The organism is Pseudoalteromonas sp. 20-MNA-CIBAN-0454 (assembly GCF_040308685.1).
GTDB lineage: Bacteria > Pseudomonadota > Gammaproteobacteria > Enterobacterales > Alteromonadaceae > Pseudoalteromonas > Pseudoalteromonas nigrifaciens.
Genome location: NZ_JBEOOB010000001.1, coordinates 162,571 through 181,912, shown reverse-complemented (window position 1 = coordinate 181,912; position 19,342 = coordinate 162,571). Strand labels below are relative to the sequence as shown.

The window sequence follows — 19,342 nt, the reverse complement described above, 5'->3', positions numbered from 1 at the left end:
CGGCTCTAAATAGGCATTTTAATCGTGTAGTTTAATAGAATTAATTAATTAATAAACCGTTAATTTTATGATTGCTTATTAAGCTATAAATAAACAACACGGCATTAACTAACCATTAGACGAAAAGTAGCCCCTAGCTAGTATAGTGTGAGAGATTAATTTGTTTGCCTACCAACTAAAAAAAAGTACCCGACGAAAGACCGTTGCTATTAAAGTGCATAATCAAAATGTGACGGTATATGCCCCCCATCACGTACAAAAAAAAGTGCTCGATAACTGGTTATTAGAAAAAAAATCATGGGTTGAGGCGCAGCTGCAAAAACAGCTTACTTTGGTTGATACAAAACAGTATCCACTTAAGGACAAAAAGATCTGGGTTTTTTCAGAAGCAATTAATTTAACGTTTCAGCAAGGCAATACCTCTACAGTGGAGCGCCAACAAGATGGCCTGCTTATTACCGTTTCTGCTCGTGTTAAGCATCAGCAGCAAAAGTACCAATTACTTTTAGAGGCGTATTTAAAAGAGCAGTTAACCGCATACATTGAAATGCGACTTAATGACTTTTGCACGCTGATGCAAGAAGCGCTGCCTAACGATTTAAATATTGCAGTTTATAAACGCAAATGGGGAAGTTGTAATAGTAAAAGGGCGTTAACATTTAACTTATTATTGATTGGTGCACCACATAGCATTATTGATTATGTAATAGTGCATGAGCTGGCGCATTTACGACATTTAAATCATAGCAAAGCATTTTGGCAGCGCGTAGCACAATTTTGTCCCGACTATAAAGCAAGTACGTTATGGCTAAAACAATATGGTATGAGTTTACAATGGGTATTTTAATGTTTTACTAAGAAAAAACACGGAGATTACTAACAAGGAATGTAGTAACTATATAAGTAGAAAATAAGTAGAAAAGTGGTGGAGGGAGCTGGATTCGAACCAGCGAAGGCTGAGCCGTCAGATTTACAGTCTGATCCCTTTGGCCGCTCGGGAACCCCTCCACACTAATTTTGTTACATTTGGCCCCACTTAACTTAGCGGTAAGAAAAGTGGTGGAGGGAGCTGGATTCGAACCAGCGAAGGCTGAGCCGTCAGATTTACAGTCTGATCCCTTTGGCCGCTCGGGAACCCCTCCAATGCAACGGCGCTGATAATAGCAAACATCGTATTTAAGTAAAGAAAAAAGCTAAAGAAAAATGAAATAAAGCCGATAAATAGGTATTACTTACTTCAATCGGCTAAAGTCTATGCAAATCGGTGATTTGTTAATCACAGAGAGTCAGCTCAACACTCGACTTAATAAAAGTGTGCATGAAAAGCGCCGAGGAGAGTTTGCGCTTTTACTCGCTATGCTATCTCATGATGCACTCGATTTTAGCCAATTCCATTTACCAAAAACAGAAATTGAAGATTCAACTGTTGGCGAAGATACCCTTCGCAAACAAATAGGAGCAGGTCCAAAGCAACTTTTAGCGCCAGATAAGTTTGATATCTTGATAGGGCAGTTTAACGCCTCACTATTAATGCAAGCAGGGGAACGCGCTGGAATGAGCGATATTAAATTAAATCACTGTTTAAACCCTGAACCATTGTTTATAAGAGATGATGTAAGCCATATTCCGCTTCAGGTGCGTGATAATTGTGAATTAGCAGTGCGCAGGCGTATAAATAACACACAAACGCAACTATCTAACCCGCAACTCGATGCTGCTGCCTTTTACGAAAGCCTAAATAATGATGCGCTTCACCACCCATTACATTTAGTAAGCGCTTAATTATAAAGCGTACGCTGTAACTGCTTTGATATTGCAATAACCAATTATATTAATAGAACTTGGCAAACGATTGCGTCATCACTCTAACTATTAAATTACTTGTCTGTAATATAAAGCCGCTAACTCTCTACACTTAAGCGCATTTTAGCGATACTTTATTTTATTAATGGATTAATAATTGATTTAATATAAAAAAAGCATCCAAAAATTAAATGCAATTGCTATAATAGGCTCAAATGGTATGACATTAAATGCCGTTATCATTAAACCAAGGTAATTAGGAACGTAATGAAGAAAATATTCACGCTAAATCACGAGAAAATCAAATATCCTCGTATGGTTGACGCCGCAAAGCATGAAGTGAAAAAATATTTGAAAAGAGAGCGTAATAAAACTCTACCACTCGATGCTGATTACTGGGCGTTTGATTGTAAGTTTGGTAATACCGCTGAAGATGCACAAGTAGTGCACGTTGCAGAGCTTAGTAATCATATAAGCGAAATAGAAAAGCAAAGCTTAACTTCTTTTTATGTAGAAATATTAGCGCGCCCAGCTCAACGTCAACAACCAGATTTGGATGACGACGAATAAGACGCTTATAAAGTAATTTGCGTAATTTTTAAAATGGGCCTATTGGCCCATTTTTTGTTTGTACGTTTATACAAACGCGATTTAAAACTTGAGCACTCAAGTGCAAGCTGTTTATAAGCAGTGCTTACTCTTCGTATTTCCCTGAAAATTATGGCTGGTGACTTTCTAAAACAATTAATAACAACTCAGTATCGCCATTTTTATATTTAGGCGTTGGTTGTAAGTTTGATTAAAAAGCCTTAACTTTATTACATTTGCATAACATAAGGCTGTATTATACTGTGATAGTTGATAATTATAGAAAACAGTAGTATTTATGCCATTAAATTATGCCGATAGCGATTTAAAACTTAGCCTTAAAGCCTCAAAAGTCCTCATTGTAGATGATCAGTTACTCAGCTTAATTGTACTGAAAAAAATACTATCAAAGCACTTTATTGTTAATACCGCCAACAGCGGTGAAGAAGCAGTTGAAATATGTAAATCAAATACTCCCGATATCGTACTGCTTGATATTTCAATGGACGGCATATGCGGTATAGAAACCTGTTTAAAACTTAAAACGACGACACAAACCCAAGATATTCCCGTTATATTTGTTACCTCCTTTGAAAATCAAGAAGAGGACTGCTGGGAAGCGGGCGCGGTAGACTTTATTCAAAAACCGATTAACCCAGAAACCTTATGCAGAAGAGTAAGAGCGCACTTAACTATTAAGCTGCAACATGACTTATTAAGCCAAAAAGTGTTTCTTGATGACTTAACTAAAGTATTTAACCGTCGTTATTTTGATACTCATATTAATAAAATACAATTGAGTGCATTAAGAGAGAATGCAGAATATGCTTTATTACTTATGGATATTGATTACTTTAAGCAATACAACGATATTTATGGACACGTAGAAGGCGACGCTGTTTTACACTTAGTTGCTCAAACAATTGCCAACAGCCTACAAAGGCCAAGCGATTTTGTTGCCCGATATGGCGGCGAAGAATTTGTGGTTGTGCTACCGCATACCAACGAGGAAGGCGCTCGCTGTGTTGCTGAAAAAATTAAAAATAACATATCCGGCTTGGGTGTTTTACATAAGTACTCAGAGTTTGAATTTGTCACTATAAGTATAGGTGGGGCTACGTTATTGCAATCAGACGAAGGCAGCATAGATATTTTGCAACGCGCAGATAAAAAAATGTACGCCGCTAAAGCACAAGGGCGAAATAAGGTGTGCTTTTAAAGCGCACTGTACCAAAATATGCAGTAGAGCAGTTATTAACGCAGTCCTATAGGTATGTAAATTGCCAATAGTTGCTCAAAAGAAAAGTTTAATTTTAGCCATACACCGCTTCATAACAGCGATTACTAGGTATGGCTATTTGTATTTAAGGTTTAGTTGCCTGCAATTACCTACTTTACTCACCGCACAGTTAGTTGCAGTTTGTTATATGCTATGACACTTTTTATATTTTTTGCCACTTTGGCAAGGACAGTTATCATTTCTGCTTATTTTAATATCGGCTACCGGAAATAGTGTGCCATCAAGGTAGCGCCACTGCCCATCTTGTTTAATAAACAACGATTTTTCGTGCAACTCACAATACAGGTTTTGGTAAAAGTAATTTACTTTAAATGTTACAAACCCTTCGCTTGCATCGTGCTCAGTGTCGATAACGGTTAGCTTTATAAAGCGGCAGCTATCTGCAAAGTCTTTAATCTCTTTTACAGGGTTTTCTGCCTGCTTTTCACTTGCATAAGTTTGATAAACATAAGTTGCATTTTTAAGTACATATGCACTGTAGCGAGCACGCATAAGTTGCTCAGGTGTTTCAGCTATTTTTGATGCTAAATGAAGTGGTTCACAGCAGTCAGCATAGTTTTGCTGGCTGCCACAAAAGCAAGGAGAAGTCGTTAATGAGGTCATAATACTAATATAAAGAGTTTAAAACACGAGTTTAACAAGCTTATTGAGTCAGTGGTATCTCAAGGTTGTGAGTATTTTTAGTAAAACAGTAAAGCTTAGTATTTGTAGTGCTTAAATTTAATGATAGCTGTGTCAGCTGTTGATCATTAATAATATCAGTCCAGGTAATAACCGCAGCAAAGTTTCCGTTGTGCAGCGCCGAGCTAAGTACATACTCTAAGTTTACTAAATGTTTTTGCCTGATCACCAGTAATTTGCTGGTGTCAATGGAGCATGAATCAAGCAAGGCTTTACTCGGTACATGGTCAGGGGCAATCAGCAGTGTCCATGCATTTAAGCTGTTGTATTGGTGTAATACTTTAAGCAATTCAAAGGTTGCTGAAATTTCATCTTCAATTTGAATTAAATTTACACAATCACTTTTATCGTCTTGCTGATAACTTTTAACGGTTCTTACGGTAATAGGCTGTAACATAAATTTCTCACTCACTGGGTTTTTATACAGTACCCATATACAGTAGTTTATACAGTGTTATGGTGCAAGTGTTTTTTTGCTAATTATTTGTACAGTCATTCAGTTTTAAATTTTTACACGGATAAAAAAACAAAAATAACTATTAAAAACAGAGCGTTAATATTTTAGGTATATATTTATATTTTTTATTAAAGTTATGCGGCGAATAGCACCTATACAGTACTTTATGCTCTATTATTTACGTTAAAGTAAAGCTGATTGCTCAGCATATAAGCACGGTAATTATTATTTTTAAAACCTGAAGTACATACGTATTACCGTGTCATATTTATTATTTCAGCTACTTCAATAACTTAATGCATAACAAGGTAAAATGTCCGGTATTTCGCTATTTTTATGCTAAAATCTCGCCACTTTTTACTACCTTAAGTTTGTTATGCTCGAAGCCTTATTTAAAATCCGCGCAAATGATTCCTCAGTACAACGTGAATGTGTTGCCGGTATGACTACTTTTATTACTATGGTTTATATTGTTTTTGTTAATCCAGCAATGCTTGCCCAAGCAGGAATGGATCAAGGCGCTGCGTTTGTAGCTACATGTATTGCAGCTGCAATAGGCTGTTTTATTATGGGCCTATGGGCCAATTATCCGTTAGCGTTAGCGCCGGGTATGGGATTAAATGCTTTTTTTACCTATGGCGTTGTTTTAGGAATGGGCTATACCTGGGAAGCGGCATTAGGTGCTGTGTTTATGTCGGGTTGTATATTTTTATTTTTAAGTTTATTTAAAGTACGAGAGTGGATTATTAATGCCATTCCACTGGTGCTAAAACAAGCAATAGCGACCGGTATTGGTGCTTTTTTGGCGCTAATTGCGCTTAAAAGTGCAGGGATCATAGTATCTAGCCCTGCAACCTTAGTGCAGCTAGGTGATATTACTGCACCTGGGCCATTACTTGCTATTTTAAGTTTTTTTGTGATTGCGGCATTGTTATATCGCGATTTTAAAAGTGGTGTGTTAATTAGTATTTTACTGGTAACAGGTATTGCTTTGGCTTTTGGTTTGGTTGAATATCAGGGGGTTATGTCTATGCCGCCGTCAATTTTACCAACCTTTATGCAACTTGATTTTAGTGCGGCATTTGAGCTTTCAATGTTGAGTGTTATTTTTGCATTTTTATTTGTAGATTTATTTGATACCTCAGGCACCCTGGTTGCAGTCACGCAAAAAGCAGGGCTTGCAGATGAAAAAGGCAATATGCCACGTTTAGGGCGCGCTCTTAGCGCTGATAGCACTGCCACTATTGCTGGTGCAATGCTTGGTACATCTACTACTACATCTTACATAGAGTCGGTGGCTGGCGTTTCTGTAGGCGGACGCACAGGCTTAACAGCCGTTGTTGTGGGTATTTGTTTTTTATTGATGATGTTTTTTGCGCCACTAGCGCAAATGGTGCCAGCGTATGCCACTGCCGGTGCTATTTTATATGTTTCGGTACTTATGCTACAAAACTTAAAGTTTGTAAACTGGGACGACATGACAGATGCCATTCCTGTTAGTGTGGTGTTATTAATGACCCCGCTGACATTTTCTATTGCTCACGGTATAGCGCTTGGGTTTATTTCATACACTGCGGTTAAGGTATTATGCGGTAAAAAGGATCAAGTAAGTATTAGTGTGTGGATTTTAACGGCATTGTTTATTGTTAAGTTTGCATTTTTATCTTAAAAAACTTATTTATCTATCAATAAAAAAAGCCCATACAATTTTGTATGGGCTTTTTTTATAAATTATAGTACTAATTTACCATTTCTTTTTCGGAGCAAACAATATGTCTAGGTCATCTTGCTCTTGTTCAGTTTTCTTTTTAAGTGCATCGGCATTCGATGCTCTTAACTCAACACTAATAGCTTCTAAGTAGCCTTCTACTTCTTGATATTTAGCAGTTACATATGGATCGCTATACGATACCGCACTGAGTGAGGCATGGGCTTTTTCAAAATATTGTCTAGCTGAACCTACCATACCTGCAGAGCGCGCCGATAAACCACGTTTAATTTGGCTTTCAATATTTATTTGTAACTGCAGTTTTTCCATTCGTTTGTCTTCGATTACAAATAGTTGGCTATCGAGGTTACCTTTATTGTGCTCAGAGCGTAGAATAATACGTAATTTTTTTATGCCCTGTATTAGCGATACCAGTTGTTTATCGTTACTTGGCAGTGAAAGCGATTCGCTATTGCTTCCTTGAACTGGGTTATTCAAACGCTCTTTCGCTTCATTTAAACGGTTTTTTAATATTTTAGAACCAGGTGAAAGCGATACCATGGTACTAAGCGCATCATGATTACGACGCTGTAAAACACGTAGTGTGTTATCTGAAAACGGGATATTAGCGTTATTCATTAACGCTTCCTCGGTTTCCTCAATGATAGCTTTTTGTTTGGTTAGTTCTTTACGGCGATCAGCTTCTTGTTTTTCTTTATGCTGTTGCACCGCACTTACCCAAAGCGCAATCACAATAAGAGCAACAATGAGTATAATTATAATAGAGACGATCATGTTACAGTTCTCGGGTTCTAAACCTAATTGCTCAATCTTACATTAAATATATAAGAACAGGAAAACTTTGCGCTAATTAACTATAAAAGCAGGCTAAGAAAGCGTTTAAATCTTAATGCTTTATATGATAATCATTGCTATCTGAAGTATATTTATTGTGCTAGCCTAAGCCTATAATTATTAAATACGATATTATCAATTAAAACCTACCATTTGTCGGGTGGTCAGTTTTTAAAGATAAAGTATTTACCCCCTCAAAAACGAATAATAACGAAAATACATAGCTATGAAATTACAACAACTTAGATATATTGTAGAAGTTCAAAATCATAAATTAAATGTCTCAGCAACAGCTGAAAGTTTATTTACCTCACAACCAGGTATTTCTAAGCAAGTGCGCATGCTTGAAGATGAGTTAGGTATTCAAATTTTTGGTCGCAGTGGTAAACATTTAACGCATGTAACGAGTGCCGGTGAAGAAGTCATTAATATATCGCGCGAAATCCTCTCAAAAGTGGAAGGTATTAAAGCGGTTGCTCATGAGCATACTTTACCTGATCAAGGTAAGCTTAATATTGCCACTACTCATACCCAAGCACGTTACGCATTGCCGAATGTTATTAAAGGGTTTATGAAAAAATACCCCGCAGTGTCACTTCATATGCACCAAGGTACACCGCAGCAAATATCAGATGCAGCTGCACGTGGCGATGCTGACTTTGCTATTGCAACAGAAGCGCTACACTTATATTCAGACCTTGTTATGCTGCCTTGTTATCATTGGAACCGTAGTATTGTGGTGGCAAAAGACCACCCATTAGCTAAAAAAGCCAATAGTATAACCGTGGCTGATATTGCAAAATATCCGCTTATTACTTATGTATTTGGCTTTACTGGCCGCTCAGAACTAGATAAAGCATTTAGTGCTCATGGGCTTGAGCCGCACATAGTATTTACCGCCACCGATGCCGACGTTATTAAAACGTATGTACGCTTAGGATTAGGTGTTGGAGTGGTTGCGTCAATGGCGATTGACCAGGTCAGTGATACTGATTTAGTGTGTATTGATGCCAGCCATTTATTTGAAGCGAGTACCACTAAAATTGGTTTTAGAAAAGGCAGTTTTTTACGCACTTATATGTATGACTTTATTGAACGCTTTGCACCACACTTAACAAAAGAGCGAGTAGAGCGTGCTAACTTATTACGCAACCAAGAAGATGTTGATAAGTTATTTGCTGATATAGAATTGCCAGTTAAATAATTGTTTCGGTATCTAATACTTAACTGTTAACTGTTAAAAGTAGCTAATAAAAAAGGCGCCTGTTTTTAAACAGGCGCCTTTTTTAATTATAATTAAGTGTGTTAACACTCAATTATATTAACGGCTAAACCACCACGAGCGGTTTCTTTATATTTAGTTTTCATATCGTTACCGGTTTCGAGCATAGTTTTAATCACTTTATCGAGTGATACTTTTTGCTCGCCGCTACCACGAATTGCAAGGCGTGACGCATTAATTGCTTTAATCGCGCCCATGGCGTTGCGTTCAATACACGGTACTTGCACTAAGCCACCAACTGGGTCACACGTAAGCCCTAAGTTATGCTCCATGCCAATTTCGGCGGCATTTTCTACTTGCACTACATTACCACCTACAATTTCGGTAAGTGCGCCTGCAGCCATTGAGCAAGCCACGCCCACTTCACCTTGGCAACCTACTTCGGCACCCGAAATAGAGGCGTTCTTTTTATATAAAATACCGATAGCGGCGGCGGTTAATAAATAACGCGTAACTATGTCGCGATCAACTTCTTTTATAAAAGTATGATAATACATAAGTACTGCTGGTAAAATACCCGCTGCGCCATTGGTAGGAGCGGTTACAACACGCCCGCCAGCGGCGTTTTCTTCATTTACAGCTAAAGCAAATAAGTCGACCCAATCCATAGCACGTAGGGGGTCGTTACTTACTTCAACATTAAGTTTTAAATGTAAATTAGGAGCACGACGTTTTACTTTTAAACCGCCTGGTAAAATCCCTTCGGTACGCATACCACGCTCAATACAGGCTTTCATTACCTGCCAAATATTAAATAACTCGTCTTTAATGTCGTTTTCGCTGCGTAGTGTTTTTTCGTTATGCATCATTAAAGTAGATACACTGAAACCCGACTCTTTACACATTTCCAGTAATTCTTGTGCGCTACCAAACGGAAAAGGTGCAGGGTTTTCTTCACGAATATCAAGCGCTGCTTGTTTTTCGTTTTCAAAATCTTGGTCAGTAACAATAAAGCCACCGCCAATTGAGTAATAAATTTGGCTATAAACCTTCTCGCCATTATTAGAGGCAATAATTTCCATTGCATTAGAGTGCTTAGGTAGCGTTTTACGACGGTGAAAAACAATAGCCCCTTGCTTTGGGAATTTAGCCTTATGCGTTTGATTTAAATAAATAACTTGTTCTTTTTCAATTGTGGCTAAAATAGTATCAACCAAATCGGCGTCGATGGTTTCAGGATCATACCCAGCAAGGCCAAGTATTACAGCTTTACCCGAGCCGTGGCCAATACCAGTTTGACCTAACGAGCCATATAGCTCTACTTTAATGTCGGTAACGTTTGCTAATAATTGTTTTTCTTGTAGGTCATTAACAAATAAACGAGATGCGCGCATTGGGCCAACGGTATGTGACGAAGAAGGGCCAATACCAATACTAAACATATCAAATGCACTTATCATAATGTGTCTCTTCTGTGTTTACTCAGCACTAGGCTGCTTTTTTGAACGGTCGTGTATAGTAACGCTAAATTGTGACTATGTAACCATTAATCAAGAACATTTAAACTGGTAAGGCGAGTTGTTTTGTAAAGTTTTTAATGATGCTTGCAGTTGCACCCCAAAGTAAACCATGTGGGGTATTGTAACCATATAAAATAATGGTTTTACCAAAACGCTGAAAAGGCAGGGGCTGCCAATTAGCCTCGTTAGTTAAATCACGCAGTGGTAATAAAAAACTAGCTTGTACCTCATTATGATCGTTCTCCCAAATAGTGTGTTTATTAAGCATGCCAACAAAAGGGCTAATGTTAAAGCCGGTGAGTGTTGAGTACAAAGGTAATTGGCCAAATACTTTAACATTACTGGGCGTAATATTTAGCTCTTCATGTAGTTCACGCAGGGCAGTAGTGCGAAGCGTAATATCACTTGCTTCAAACTTACCACCGGGCAAGCAAATTTCACCGGGATGATGGTGCAAATAAATAGGGCGCTTACACAGTAAAATATGCGCATGATCATCTACATCAATAAGCGGCAACATGACTGCGCTGGCACGCTTTTTAGGGGTATCTATTCCTTGATCTGGCGCTGCCGTAGGGCTTAACTGAAACCGCGCTATAATGTGTTCACTATTCAAAGCGACCTACTGTTATAATAATGGAAGTATTTTATTTACTTTATCGTATGTTTCTTGATATTCCAATGCAACTTTAGAATCAGCTACTATGCCACCACCGGCCCAGCAGTGTATTTGTTGAGCGTGGCATACTAAAGTACGAATAGTAATGCTGGTATCCATGTTACCACAAGCACTTAAATAGCCTATTGAACCACAATAAATACTGCGACGATGCGGTTCAAGTTCTTCAATAATCTCCATTGCTCTCACTTTAGGCGCGCCAGTAATCGAGCCCCCAGGAAATGCTGCAGCGAGTTGATCAACCGCCGTTTTACCCTCTGCCAATGTGGCAGTAACTGTACTAACTAAATGATGCACCGCCGGAAAGCTCTCAATAGCAAATAACGAGGGCACCTGAACCGATCCTGGTTTGGCTACTTTACCTAAATCGTTTCGTAATAAATCAACAATCATTACATTTTCGGCGCGATCTTTGGCAGAGTTTGCCAATAATTGTGCTTGCTGGGCGTCTTGCTGCGGATCCGCTTTTCGCGGTAGCGTGCCTTTAATCGGCTTAGTTTGCACTTGATTATCGCTTACTAATATAAAACGCTCCGGAGAAATAGACAAAATTGCGCCTTGCGGATGGTTTATAAAGCTAGAAAACGGCGCTTTATTCGCTGCTGTTAATTTAACGTAGGCAGCCCAAGGCGAGCCTTCATATTGGGCACTAAAACGCTGTGCTAAATTTATTTGATAGCAATCGCCTGTTTTTAAATAATCTTCAATTACGGCAAATTTTTGCGCATAATCAGCGCGGCTCATATTAGATTGCCACGCAGTTTTAAGTGCAAAGCTAGGCATAATGGCAGGTTGTGCTAAATACTGCTGATAAAGTGCTAAGCGATTAACCTTAGGCTGGGCAATATAAAACCAACTGTTTTGTTGTTTATCGTATATGAGTGCATCTAAGTACAAGCCAACGGCCATTTGTGGCAAGTCTATATCGTTTATAGCGCTACTTGGGAGGTTTTCAAGTGTGCGGCCTAAGTCATAACCCAAATAACCCAGCCAGCCACCACTAAAGGGTAGGTTGTTGGCCGCTTTGTTGTTATTAAGTTTTAGCAGTTCGCTGTTCATTATTTCAAAGCAGCTTCTTGCATCGGGTTGGTTATTTAAAATACTGAGGTTGTTTTGTACTTCCAGTGTGCTTTTGGGCTCGATGGCAATAATATCAAAACGACTGTCTACATGCTCACTATTGGCCGAATCGAGTAAAATGGCATAAGGCAAGTGGGCAAAATGCGCAAATACATCAATACAGCTTTGTGTTATGGCTAATTTTATACAATTATTTTTATTGTTTAGCATTTACTACCCCTTTAAGAACTGGCTCGAAATGGGCGAGGAGGGTATCATAAGTCAAATTTTTTTGGCAGCGTTTAGTTGCTTCCCAAATTAAAAACAGTGCAAACCACCGTCACCGGTTTGATATAGCTTACGCGACACCGCGTAACGGTAACTTAAGGAACCACTATGAGTACAATCCGTCAGCAAGACTTTATAGATAGCATTGAAGATGCTTTGCAGTATATTTCCTTCTATCATCCCCTTGATTTTGTTCAAGCGCTTGAAAAAGCCTATAACAAAGAACAAAGTAAAGCAGCAAAAGATGCCATCGCACAAATTCTAATTAACTCGCGTATGTCGGCTGAGGGCAAGCGTCCGCTTTGCCAAGACACAGGTATTATTACCTGTTTTGTTAAAGTAGGTATGGATGTTAACTGGGATAAAACCGATTTAACCGTTCAACAAATGGTTGATGAAGGCACACGCCGTGCATACTTAAATCCAGACAACCCGCTGCGCGCCTCTATTGTTGCAGACCCTGCAGGTACTCGTAAAAACACCAAAGACAATACCCCTTCAGTTGTACATATAGATTTAGTAGCGGGCGGTAAGGTTGAAGTAATGGTAGCGGCTAAAGGCGGCGGCTCTGAAAACAAAAGTAAAATGGTTATGTTAAACCCATCTGACGATGTGGCAGAATGGGTAGAAAAAACGCTACCTACAATGGGCGCAGGCTGGTGTCCGCCTGGCATGCTAGGTATAGGTATTGGTGGTACGGCTGAAAAAGCGGCAGTAATGGCTAAAGAGTCGTTAATGGATCCGGTAGATATTCATGAATTAATGGAACGCGGTGCAGAAACCACAGAAGAAAAGCTACGTTTAGAAATATTTGAACGTGCTAATAAATTAGGTATTGGCGCACAAGGCTTAGGCGGTTTAACAACGGTTGTTGATGTTAAAATTAAAACAGCACCAACGCATGCAGCGTCAAAACCGGTCGTGATGATCCCTAACTGTGCGGCTACTCGCCACGTACACTTTACCCTTGATGGTTCAGGCCCAGCAAACCTAAAAGCACCTAAGTTAGAAGATTGGCCACAAGTAACCTTTGAAGTGGGCGAAGGCACACGTCGTGTTGATTTAAATACCTTGACCAAAAAAGATGTGCAAGAATGGAAAATGGGTGAAACTGTTTTACTTTCGGGTACTATTTTAACGGGTCGAGATGCCGCGCATAAGCGTTTGCAAGACATGATCAACTCAGGCGAAGGTTTACCTAAAGGCGTAGATTTTGATAATAAATTTATTTATTACGTAGGCCCAGTAGATGCTGTACGTGACGAAGCAGTTGGCCCAGCGGGTCCGACAACGGCTACGCGTATGGATAAATTTACCGATATGATGCTAGAAAAAACCGGTATTGTAGGCATGATAGGTAAAGCAGAGCGTGGCCCTGCTACGGTTGAGTCTATTAAGCAGCATAAGTCAGTGTACTTAATGGCAGTTGGCGGCGCGGCGTATTTAGTATCTAAAGCAATTAAAAAAGCACGTGTTGTTGCTTTCGAAGATTTAGGTATGGAAGCCATCTACGAGTTTGAAGTAGAAGATATGCCGGTAACAGTCGCTGTTGATAGCGAAGGTGCTAATGCGCATACGCAAGGCCCTGCAATTTGGAAAGCTAAAATTGAAGAGCTAGATAGTAAGCTAAAGTAACTTAACTTACTTAATTTACTAAATATACAAAGCGAGCCCAGTGCTCGCTTTTTGTTTAACTTAAACTAAATAACCTGATCTCTGGATAATAAACCTATCTCAAACAGCTATTTTCAGCGCTAACTGCGTTGAATTCACTTGCAATAGGCCAGCTATTGACGCGTGAATTCGTCTTGTTTTCACTGAAAATCTCTGGCTAGAGAAAACAAAGATAAATATAACTATGATTCAATACGTTAGTAAATCTCTTAACCAGAGTTCAGGTTAAATAACCTGTTCTATTGCCCGTAATTTAATTTGCTTAGCAAAAGAGTAAACAGCTCTGACCAGTTCTCCTAAACCAACACCTTTTAAGGCAAACCTGTGCAGCATAAGCGTTTGCATATTATGCTTGCGTGTAATTTAAACTTTACAGTTACTTAGTGCGTTACGTTCACGTAAGCGTAAACTTTGTGGTATTTGTTGTTTTTAGCATTTAAAACTTAAATACGCTACTTTTTAGTATTTTTTATGTGCTTTATTGCTCTTATTTGGTTATTTAATTCAATACCGTTTTGCGCTTGGGTTTATCCTCTCATGGTATAGCGAAGCGTTATCCGAAGTGATAAAGTCTCGGCAATTTCATGCATGCATACCCTTTAAGGGTAACTATTTCGGAGTATTAAAAGTGGTTGTGTTTAATCAAGTTGAATTTGATAACCATGAACAAGTGGTTTTTTGTACTGATAAAGAGTCGGGTTTAAAAGCAATCATTGCGGTACATAATACTAACCTAGGTCCGGCAGTGGGCGGATGTAGAATGTGGGATTATGCAAATGATGAAGATGCAGTTTACGACGTGCTGCGTTTATCCAAAGGCATGACCTATAAAAATGCAGTTGCGCGCTTGCCATTTGGTGGCGGTAAATCTGTGATTATTGGTAATGCTAAAGAAATTAAATCTGAGCAATTATTCCGTGCTTTTGGTCGTCAATTAGAGCGATTAAACGGCAGCTACTATTCAGCTGAAGATGTAAATATCAACTGCGACGATGTTGCAATGATGAACAAAGAAACCAGTTATGTACTTGGCCTTGAAGGCAAAAGTGGTAACCCATCACCATTTACAGCATACGGTACGTTTTTAGGTATAAAAGCGGCATTAAACCATCAGCGTGGTCATCAAAACTTTGCTGGTATTAAAGTAGCAGTACAAGGGTTAGGGACTGTTGCTTATACTTTATGTAAGCATTTGTCAGAGGCAGGCGCTGAGCTATATGTTACTGATATTAACCAAGCAGCAATTGACCGTGTTGTTAATGAATTTGGTGCTACAGCCGTTGGCATTGACGAAATTTACGATTTAGACGTAGACGTGTACGCACCTTGTGCACTAGGTGCAACTATAAACGATGCAACTATACCGCGCCTTAAAGCTACTATAATTGCAGGCTGTGCCAATAACCAGTTGGCACAATCGCGCCATGGTGAAATTATTCGTGAGAAAGGTATTTTATATGCACCAGATTACGTAATTAACGCCGGTGGTATTATTAATGTTTATTATGAAACGCTACCAGAAGGGTACAGTGCTGCTGCGTCAAATAAACATGTTGAAGGTATTTTTGATACCCTAACTGAAATTTTTGCGCGTAGTGAAAAAGAGCAAAAATCTACGCATTTAATTGCTGATGAGCTTGCACAAGAGATCCTTAAAAACGGTCTTTAATCGGCTAAATAAGTTAACCGTAAATATTAGGGCGTGCAATTGCACGCCTTTTTTTTGTTTATACGTTAAACTTAATTTTTTATTTTATGTGTTTATTTATCTATGTCTTCTTCGCCTGTTTCTATGCAGCCTATTGATTTTGATAGCTGGCCCCGTAAACAACATTTTGAGTTGTTTAAACACTTTTCTCAACCTTACTTTAATGTGTGTGTACAGCTAAACGCGAAGGCCTTATATAATTACTGTAAAGCGCATCAGCTGTCTTTTTTTCAGGCCTATACTTATGCCACACTTAAAGCGTGCCATGCGTACCCGCCAATTATGCTGCGTATTATTAATGATAAGCCATGGTTACTAAGTAACACCCGCGCTAGTGTGGTTGAGCTGGCAGCAGATGACTCGTTCAGGTTTAGTTACTTTAGTGATAAGGCCAACTTTACTGAGTTTGCCGTGCATGCCAGCGCAGTTAGTTTTAATGCTAAATCGCAGCCTTTATTTTCTGACGCCTTTGCACAAACCGAAGGGCAGGCCGACTTAATTCATATTTCGGTGTTACCTTGGCTAAATTTTAGTGCTTTTTCGCATGCGTTTAGTGAAGGGAAATGTTTAGGGATCCCTAAATTTGTATTTGGTCAGCTTAATAAACAGCAGCAAACTATGCCCTTAGCCATTGATGTACATCACTCTTTAATGGATGGTTTACACGTGGCAAAGTTTATAAACATTTTACAAGATACATTTGATAACTTTTGTAAAGATTAGTTAATGAAATGCTACTGCAGGCTGTGGTAGTATTTTCTTAGTTTAGCTGGTTTTGGTTGGTTTTTAATCACTTAGGATTGCGTTAAATTTGGTGGGTAATACTAATTAATCAATAATAATTATAAAGGTCGCAGTGATGAAGCATTTAGGGATTTTATGTGTATTTTTCGTCATGTTCACGTGTCAGGTGCAGTCACAAACTCGTTTACCTTTAAGTGATTATTTTTTTGAAACATGGAATACCCGCTCAGGCCTGCCTCACAATAGTATTAATAGCTTAGCGCAAACTCAAGACGGTTATTTATGGATAGCAACATGGGAGGGTTTAGCGCGCTTTAATGGCCAAGAATTTAAACTATTTACTCGCGCTGAAATAAATAATATTCCCGACTCAGGGCTTCGTGCACTTACTCCTACCGATGACGGCGGCTTATTAATAGCCGGTGCAAGAGGTGGTATCAGCTTATATCAATATAGACAGTGGAATACTCAGCCGAGTGCCTCAGCTATGGTTAATCACATAATTAAAAGTAACGATGACGGGTTTTGGCTGGCATTAGAAAACGATGGCGTATTTTACCGCGGGGCTAATAGTAAACACGATCAGGCCATTGTTCATAATGTTAGCGCTTATCGTGTGCTTGAAGATGCCAATGGCGTTATTTGGGCTGCTACTAGCGATGGTTTATATAAAATTGTTGATCAGCAAGCAAGCTTAATAACAGCCGATGACGGGCTACCCAATGCAGCAGTTTATACTCTACTACTTACTCGCCAAGGGAAATTAATTATTGGCAGTGAGCGCGGCGCTTATATTCTCAAAGACGCAGTATTTACTGCCATCCATCCACAGCTCAGTGTCGAGTCTATTTCTAGTTTATTAGAAGATAACCACGGTGATTTATGGTTTGGCACTATTAATAAAGGTATTTTTCGACTCAGTGTGGCTGGGCTTGAGCAATTAGATGCGAAAGGCGGACTCCCTGCTAATAGAATATTGTCTTTATTACAAGATAGAGAAAACAGTATTTGGGTGGGCACTAATGCCGGGCTGTTTAGATTAAGGGAGGCGCCATTTACCGCCTGGACTACTAAGCGGGGTTTAGCTGGGGATTACGTGCGAACGGTATTATCGCACTCCGATGGTAGCTTATGGGTAGGGAGTAGTGCCGGCCTTAACAAAATTAAAAATAATAATGTAACTCAAATAGAAGGTGCTAAAGAAGGTTCTCCCTATTCGGTATTGAGTTTACTGGAGGGCGAGGATGGCGATGTATGGATAGGCACTTATACATCGGGTGTATTAAAGGTCAGTAATAATAAAATAACGCCTTATTTAAATCGTAGTAATGGCCTTGGGAGTAACGAAGTAAGAGGGCTATTACTCGACTCTAAACAGCGATTATGGATCGGCTCTGCTATGGGGTTAACGCGAGTTGAAAAAGATGGCTCATTAGTGCAATTTACCAATGAAAAAGAGCTGCCTAGCGGTTTTATTTTAGCACTCAGTGAAGATAACAAAGGCAATGTTTGGATTGGCACCGGCAATGGGGTTGTGGTGTTTAATATACTAACTGAGCAATTTAGTGCTATAAGCTTTCCAGCGCAATTTGCTGCCGAGTATGGATTTGGTTTTTATTTCGATGACGACTACACATGGATGACGACAGATCGTGGATTAATGCGCTATGAGCACAGTGCGGGCAAAATGGCTATTTTAGGGCGGGAGCAAGGGCTGCCAGTCGATAAGTTATTTCAAATTGTGGCTCATAAAGATTCATTTTGGTTATCGAGTAACCGCGGGGTTATTCAGGTTGATCGCCAGCACGTTAATCATGTTCTTGATGAAAAACAAAAAAATATAAATATTCCACTCGTATTTCAACTTTATGACGAGGGCGATGGCATGCTCAGTGCACAAGTTAATGGCGGCTCGACCCCATCAGCAACAGTGCATAAAAATGGCACCATTTGGTTTGCTACTGCAAAAGGAGTAAGCGCGCTAAAACCTGAGTTATTGCAAGCATCAAGCAAAGTAGATTTGCCTACTATGATTGAGAGCTTTAGCGTTAACGGCAGAGCAACAGCGCTCCCATTAGATGGTGAAACAGTATTATTGCCGCCTAATGTTTCAAGATTATCTTTTCAGTATGCGGGTTTGAGTTTTATTATGCCGCAGCGTTTAAGTTTTCAAACACAGTTAGAAGGTTTTAATAAAGAGTGGGTAAACCGCCAGCACATGACAGGTGCAGAATACACCAACTTACCTGCAGGTAAGTATACGTTTAAGGTGCGCGCCGGGTATCCAAATACTCAATGGCAGCAAAATGAGCAAAAAATTAGCTTTATAATTCAGGCGCATTATTGGCAAAAACTGAGCTTTAAATTAACACTGTTTTTTACTTTTTTGGTCACTATATATGCTATTTATAAATACCGCTTATATCATTATAAAAAAGTAGAGGCAGAGCTAACTAAACGAGTAGAAAAGCAAACACAGGACCTTCAAGAACAGGCCAATGCTTTTGCTTATCAAGCCACTCACGATCAACTTACTGACATGCCTAACCGGCGCGCTTTCGATAGTTGGTTAGCAGCAAATTTTGCCACTTATAAGCAGGAAAATAAAATATTAGCTATTGCTATCATGGATATAGATCACTTTAAGCGAGTGAACGATGGCTGGTCACACATTGTTGGTGATAAAGTTATTTGTGAAATAGCCAAAATGCTTAAATCGCGCTGTGAAGGAGAGCAACAAGTAGCTCGCTGGGGCGGGGAGGAATTTACCTTAGTATTTCCTAACAAAACAGCAGCAGAAGCAAAGCTCATGTGTGAACTATTACGGGAGGATATTGCAAGTAACGATTTTTCAGTAATTGCAGAAGGGTTGCATCAAGTAACCGTAAGTTTTGGTGTTTCTGACTCCAATAATATAGACGATTACGACCGACTGTTATCGGGAGCCGATCAGGCATTATACAAAGCAAAAAACGGTGGCCGTAATCGTACCGAAATCATGTAATTGAAAAGTGCCTCAGTCGCACACATATAGAGAGTATACATTGAGCGAAGGC

16 protein-coding genes and 2 tRNA genes are annotated in these 19,342 nt (G+C 39.2%); 10 read left to right on the top strand and 8 right to left on the bottom strand.

The features are described 5' to 3' along the window. The first annotated feature begins 160 nt into the window (after positions 1 to 160). Entirely contained in the window at positions 161 to 847 is a 687-nt protein-coding gene (locus AAEZ22_RS00865) for a M48 family metallopeptidase (protein WP_089368016.1), read from the top strand. A 76-nt stretch (positions 848 to 923) separates the two neighbouring features. Here AAEZ22_RS00865 and AAEZ22_RS00860 read toward each other — a convergent pair. After that, a tRNA-Tyr gene (locus AAEZ22_RS00860) sits at positions 924 to 1,008 on the bottom strand. 49 nt (positions 1,009 to 1,057) lie between these two features. Continuing rightward, positions 1,058 to 1,142 (bottom strand) — tRNA-Tyr (locus tag AAEZ22_RS00855). A 112-nt stretch (positions 1,143 to 1,254) separates the two neighbouring features. Here AAEZ22_RS00855 and AAEZ22_RS00850 point away from each other — a divergent pair. The 3 genes from AAEZ22_RS00850 (at position 1,255) to AAEZ22_RS00840 (ending at position 3,610) form a co-directional block, all read left to right on the top strand. After that, the gene (locus AAEZ22_RS00850) at positions 1,255 to 1,782 is read left to right on the top strand and encodes a VC2046/SO_2500 family protein (RefSeq protein WP_011327839.1); all 528 of its coding nucleotides are present in this window, start codon (positions 1,255 to 1,257) and stop codon (positions 1,780 to 1,782) included. A gap of 288 nt (positions 1,783 to 2,070) precedes the next feature. Then, positions 2,071 to 2,373 (top strand): DUF6172 family protein, encoded by a 303-nt coding sequence (locus AAEZ22_RS00845; RefSeq protein ID WP_011327840.1) that lies wholly within the window; start codon positions 2,071 to 2,073, stop codon positions 2,371 to 2,373. Between the two features lie 316 nt (positions 2,374 to 2,689). Continuing rightward, positions 2,690 to 3,610 (top strand): GGDEF domain-containing response regulator, encoded by a 921-nt coding sequence (locus AAEZ22_RS00840; RefSeq protein ID WP_352295790.1) that lies wholly within the window; start codon positions 2,690 to 2,692, stop codon positions 3,608 to 3,610. A gap of 204 nt (positions 3,611 to 3,814) precedes the next feature. Here the strand turns inward: AAEZ22_RS00840 and AAEZ22_RS00835 are convergent, their stop codons facing one another. After that, positions 3,815 to 4,294 carry a YchJ family protein gene (locus tag AAEZ22_RS00835; protein WP_352295787.1) on the bottom strand — a complete coding sequence of 160 codons (480 nt, stop codon included), beginning with the start codon at positions 4,292 to 4,294 and terminating at the stop codon, positions 3,815 to 3,817. A 40-nt stretch (positions 4,295 to 4,334) separates the two neighbouring features. Continuing rightward, positions 4,335 to 4,769, bottom strand: coding sequence for a SulA-like leucine-rich domain-containing protein (locus tag AAEZ22_RS00830; protein WP_011327844.1), 435 nt, complete (start codon positions 4,767 to 4,769; stop codon positions 4,335 to 4,337). Between the two features lie 436 nt (positions 4,770 to 5,205). On the opposite strand from AAEZ22_RS00830, the gene AAEZ22_RS00825 reads away from it, so the two are divergent. Further along, the gene (locus tag AAEZ22_RS00825) at positions 5,206 to 6,498 is read left to right on the top strand and encodes an NCS2 family permease (protein WP_050754470.1); all 1,293 of its coding nucleotides are present in this window, start codon (positions 5,206 to 5,208) and stop codon (positions 6,496 to 6,498) included. A gap of 75 nt (positions 6,499 to 6,573) precedes the next feature. On the opposite strand, the gene AAEZ22_RS00820 is transcribed toward AAEZ22_RS00825, so the two are convergent. Next, positions 6,574 to 7,332, bottom strand: coding sequence for a hypothetical protein (locus AAEZ22_RS00820; RefSeq protein WP_182683239.1), 759 nt, complete (start codon positions 7,330 to 7,332; stop codon positions 6,574 to 6,576). 286 nt (positions 7,333 to 7,618) lie between these two features. On the opposite strand from AAEZ22_RS00820, the gene cysB reads away from it, so the two are divergent. Next, positions 7,619 to 8,596 (top strand): HTH-type transcriptional regulator CysB, encoded by a 978-nt coding sequence (gene cysB / locus AAEZ22_RS00815; RefSeq protein ID WP_011327847.1) that lies wholly within the window; start codon positions 7,619 to 7,621, stop codon positions 8,594 to 8,596. Positions 8,597 to 8,697: 101 nt separating this feature from the next. On the opposite strand, the gene AAEZ22_RS00810 is transcribed toward cysB, so the two are convergent. The 3 genes from AAEZ22_RS00810 to pabB form a co-directional block, all read right to left on the bottom strand. Beyond that, complete coding sequence (locus AAEZ22_RS00810; RefSeq protein ID WP_011327848.1) at positions 8,698 to 10,074, bottom strand: L-serine ammonia-lyase; 1,377 nt, start codon at positions 10,072 to 10,074, stop codon at positions 8,698 to 8,700. A gap of 100 nt (positions 10,075 to 10,174) precedes the next feature. Next, entirely contained in the window at positions 10,175 to 10,750 is a 576-nt protein-coding gene (locus AAEZ22_RS00805) for an NUDIX hydrolase (protein WP_011327849.1), read from the bottom strand. A gap of 12 nt (positions 10,751 to 10,762) precedes the next feature. After that, positions 10,763 to 12,103, bottom strand: a complete 1,341-nt coding sequence (gene pabB / locus AAEZ22_RS00800; RefSeq protein WP_089368018.1) for an aminodeoxychorismate synthase component I — start codon at positions 12,101 to 12,103, stop codon at positions 10,763 to 10,765. Positions 12,104 to 12,268: 165 nt separating this feature from the next. On the opposite strand from pabB, the gene AAEZ22_RS00795 reads away from it, so the two are divergent. From AAEZ22_RS00795 to AAEZ22_RS00780, 4 genes are all read left to right on the top strand, one after another. Continuing rightward, positions 12,269 to 13,795 carry a fumarate hydratase gene (locus AAEZ22_RS00795; RefSeq protein ID WP_011327851.1) on the top strand — a complete coding sequence of 509 codons (1,527 nt, stop codon included), beginning with the start codon at positions 12,269 to 12,271 and terminating at the stop codon, positions 13,793 to 13,795. A 667-nt stretch (positions 13,796 to 14,462) separates the two neighbouring features. Then, complete coding sequence (locus tag AAEZ22_RS00790; protein ID WP_089368020.1) at positions 14,463 to 15,503, top strand: Leu/Phe/Val dehydrogenase; 1,041 nt, start codon at positions 14,463 to 14,465, stop codon at positions 15,501 to 15,503. 123 nt (positions 15,504 to 15,626) lie between these two features. After that, on the top strand, positions 15,627 to 16,265 hold the full coding sequence (locus AAEZ22_RS00785) for a chloramphenicol acetyltransferase (protein WP_080516808.1): 639 nt from the start codon (positions 15,627 to 15,629) through the stop codon (positions 16,263 to 16,265). Between the two features lie 187 nt (positions 16,266 to 16,452). Next, on the top strand, positions 16,453 to 19,290 hold the full coding sequence (locus AAEZ22_RS00780; protein ID WP_502935258.1) for a two-component regulator propeller domain-containing protein: 2,838 nt from the start codon (positions 16,453 to 16,455) through the stop codon (positions 19,288 to 19,290). Positions 19,291 to 19,342: the final 52 nt, after the last annotated feature.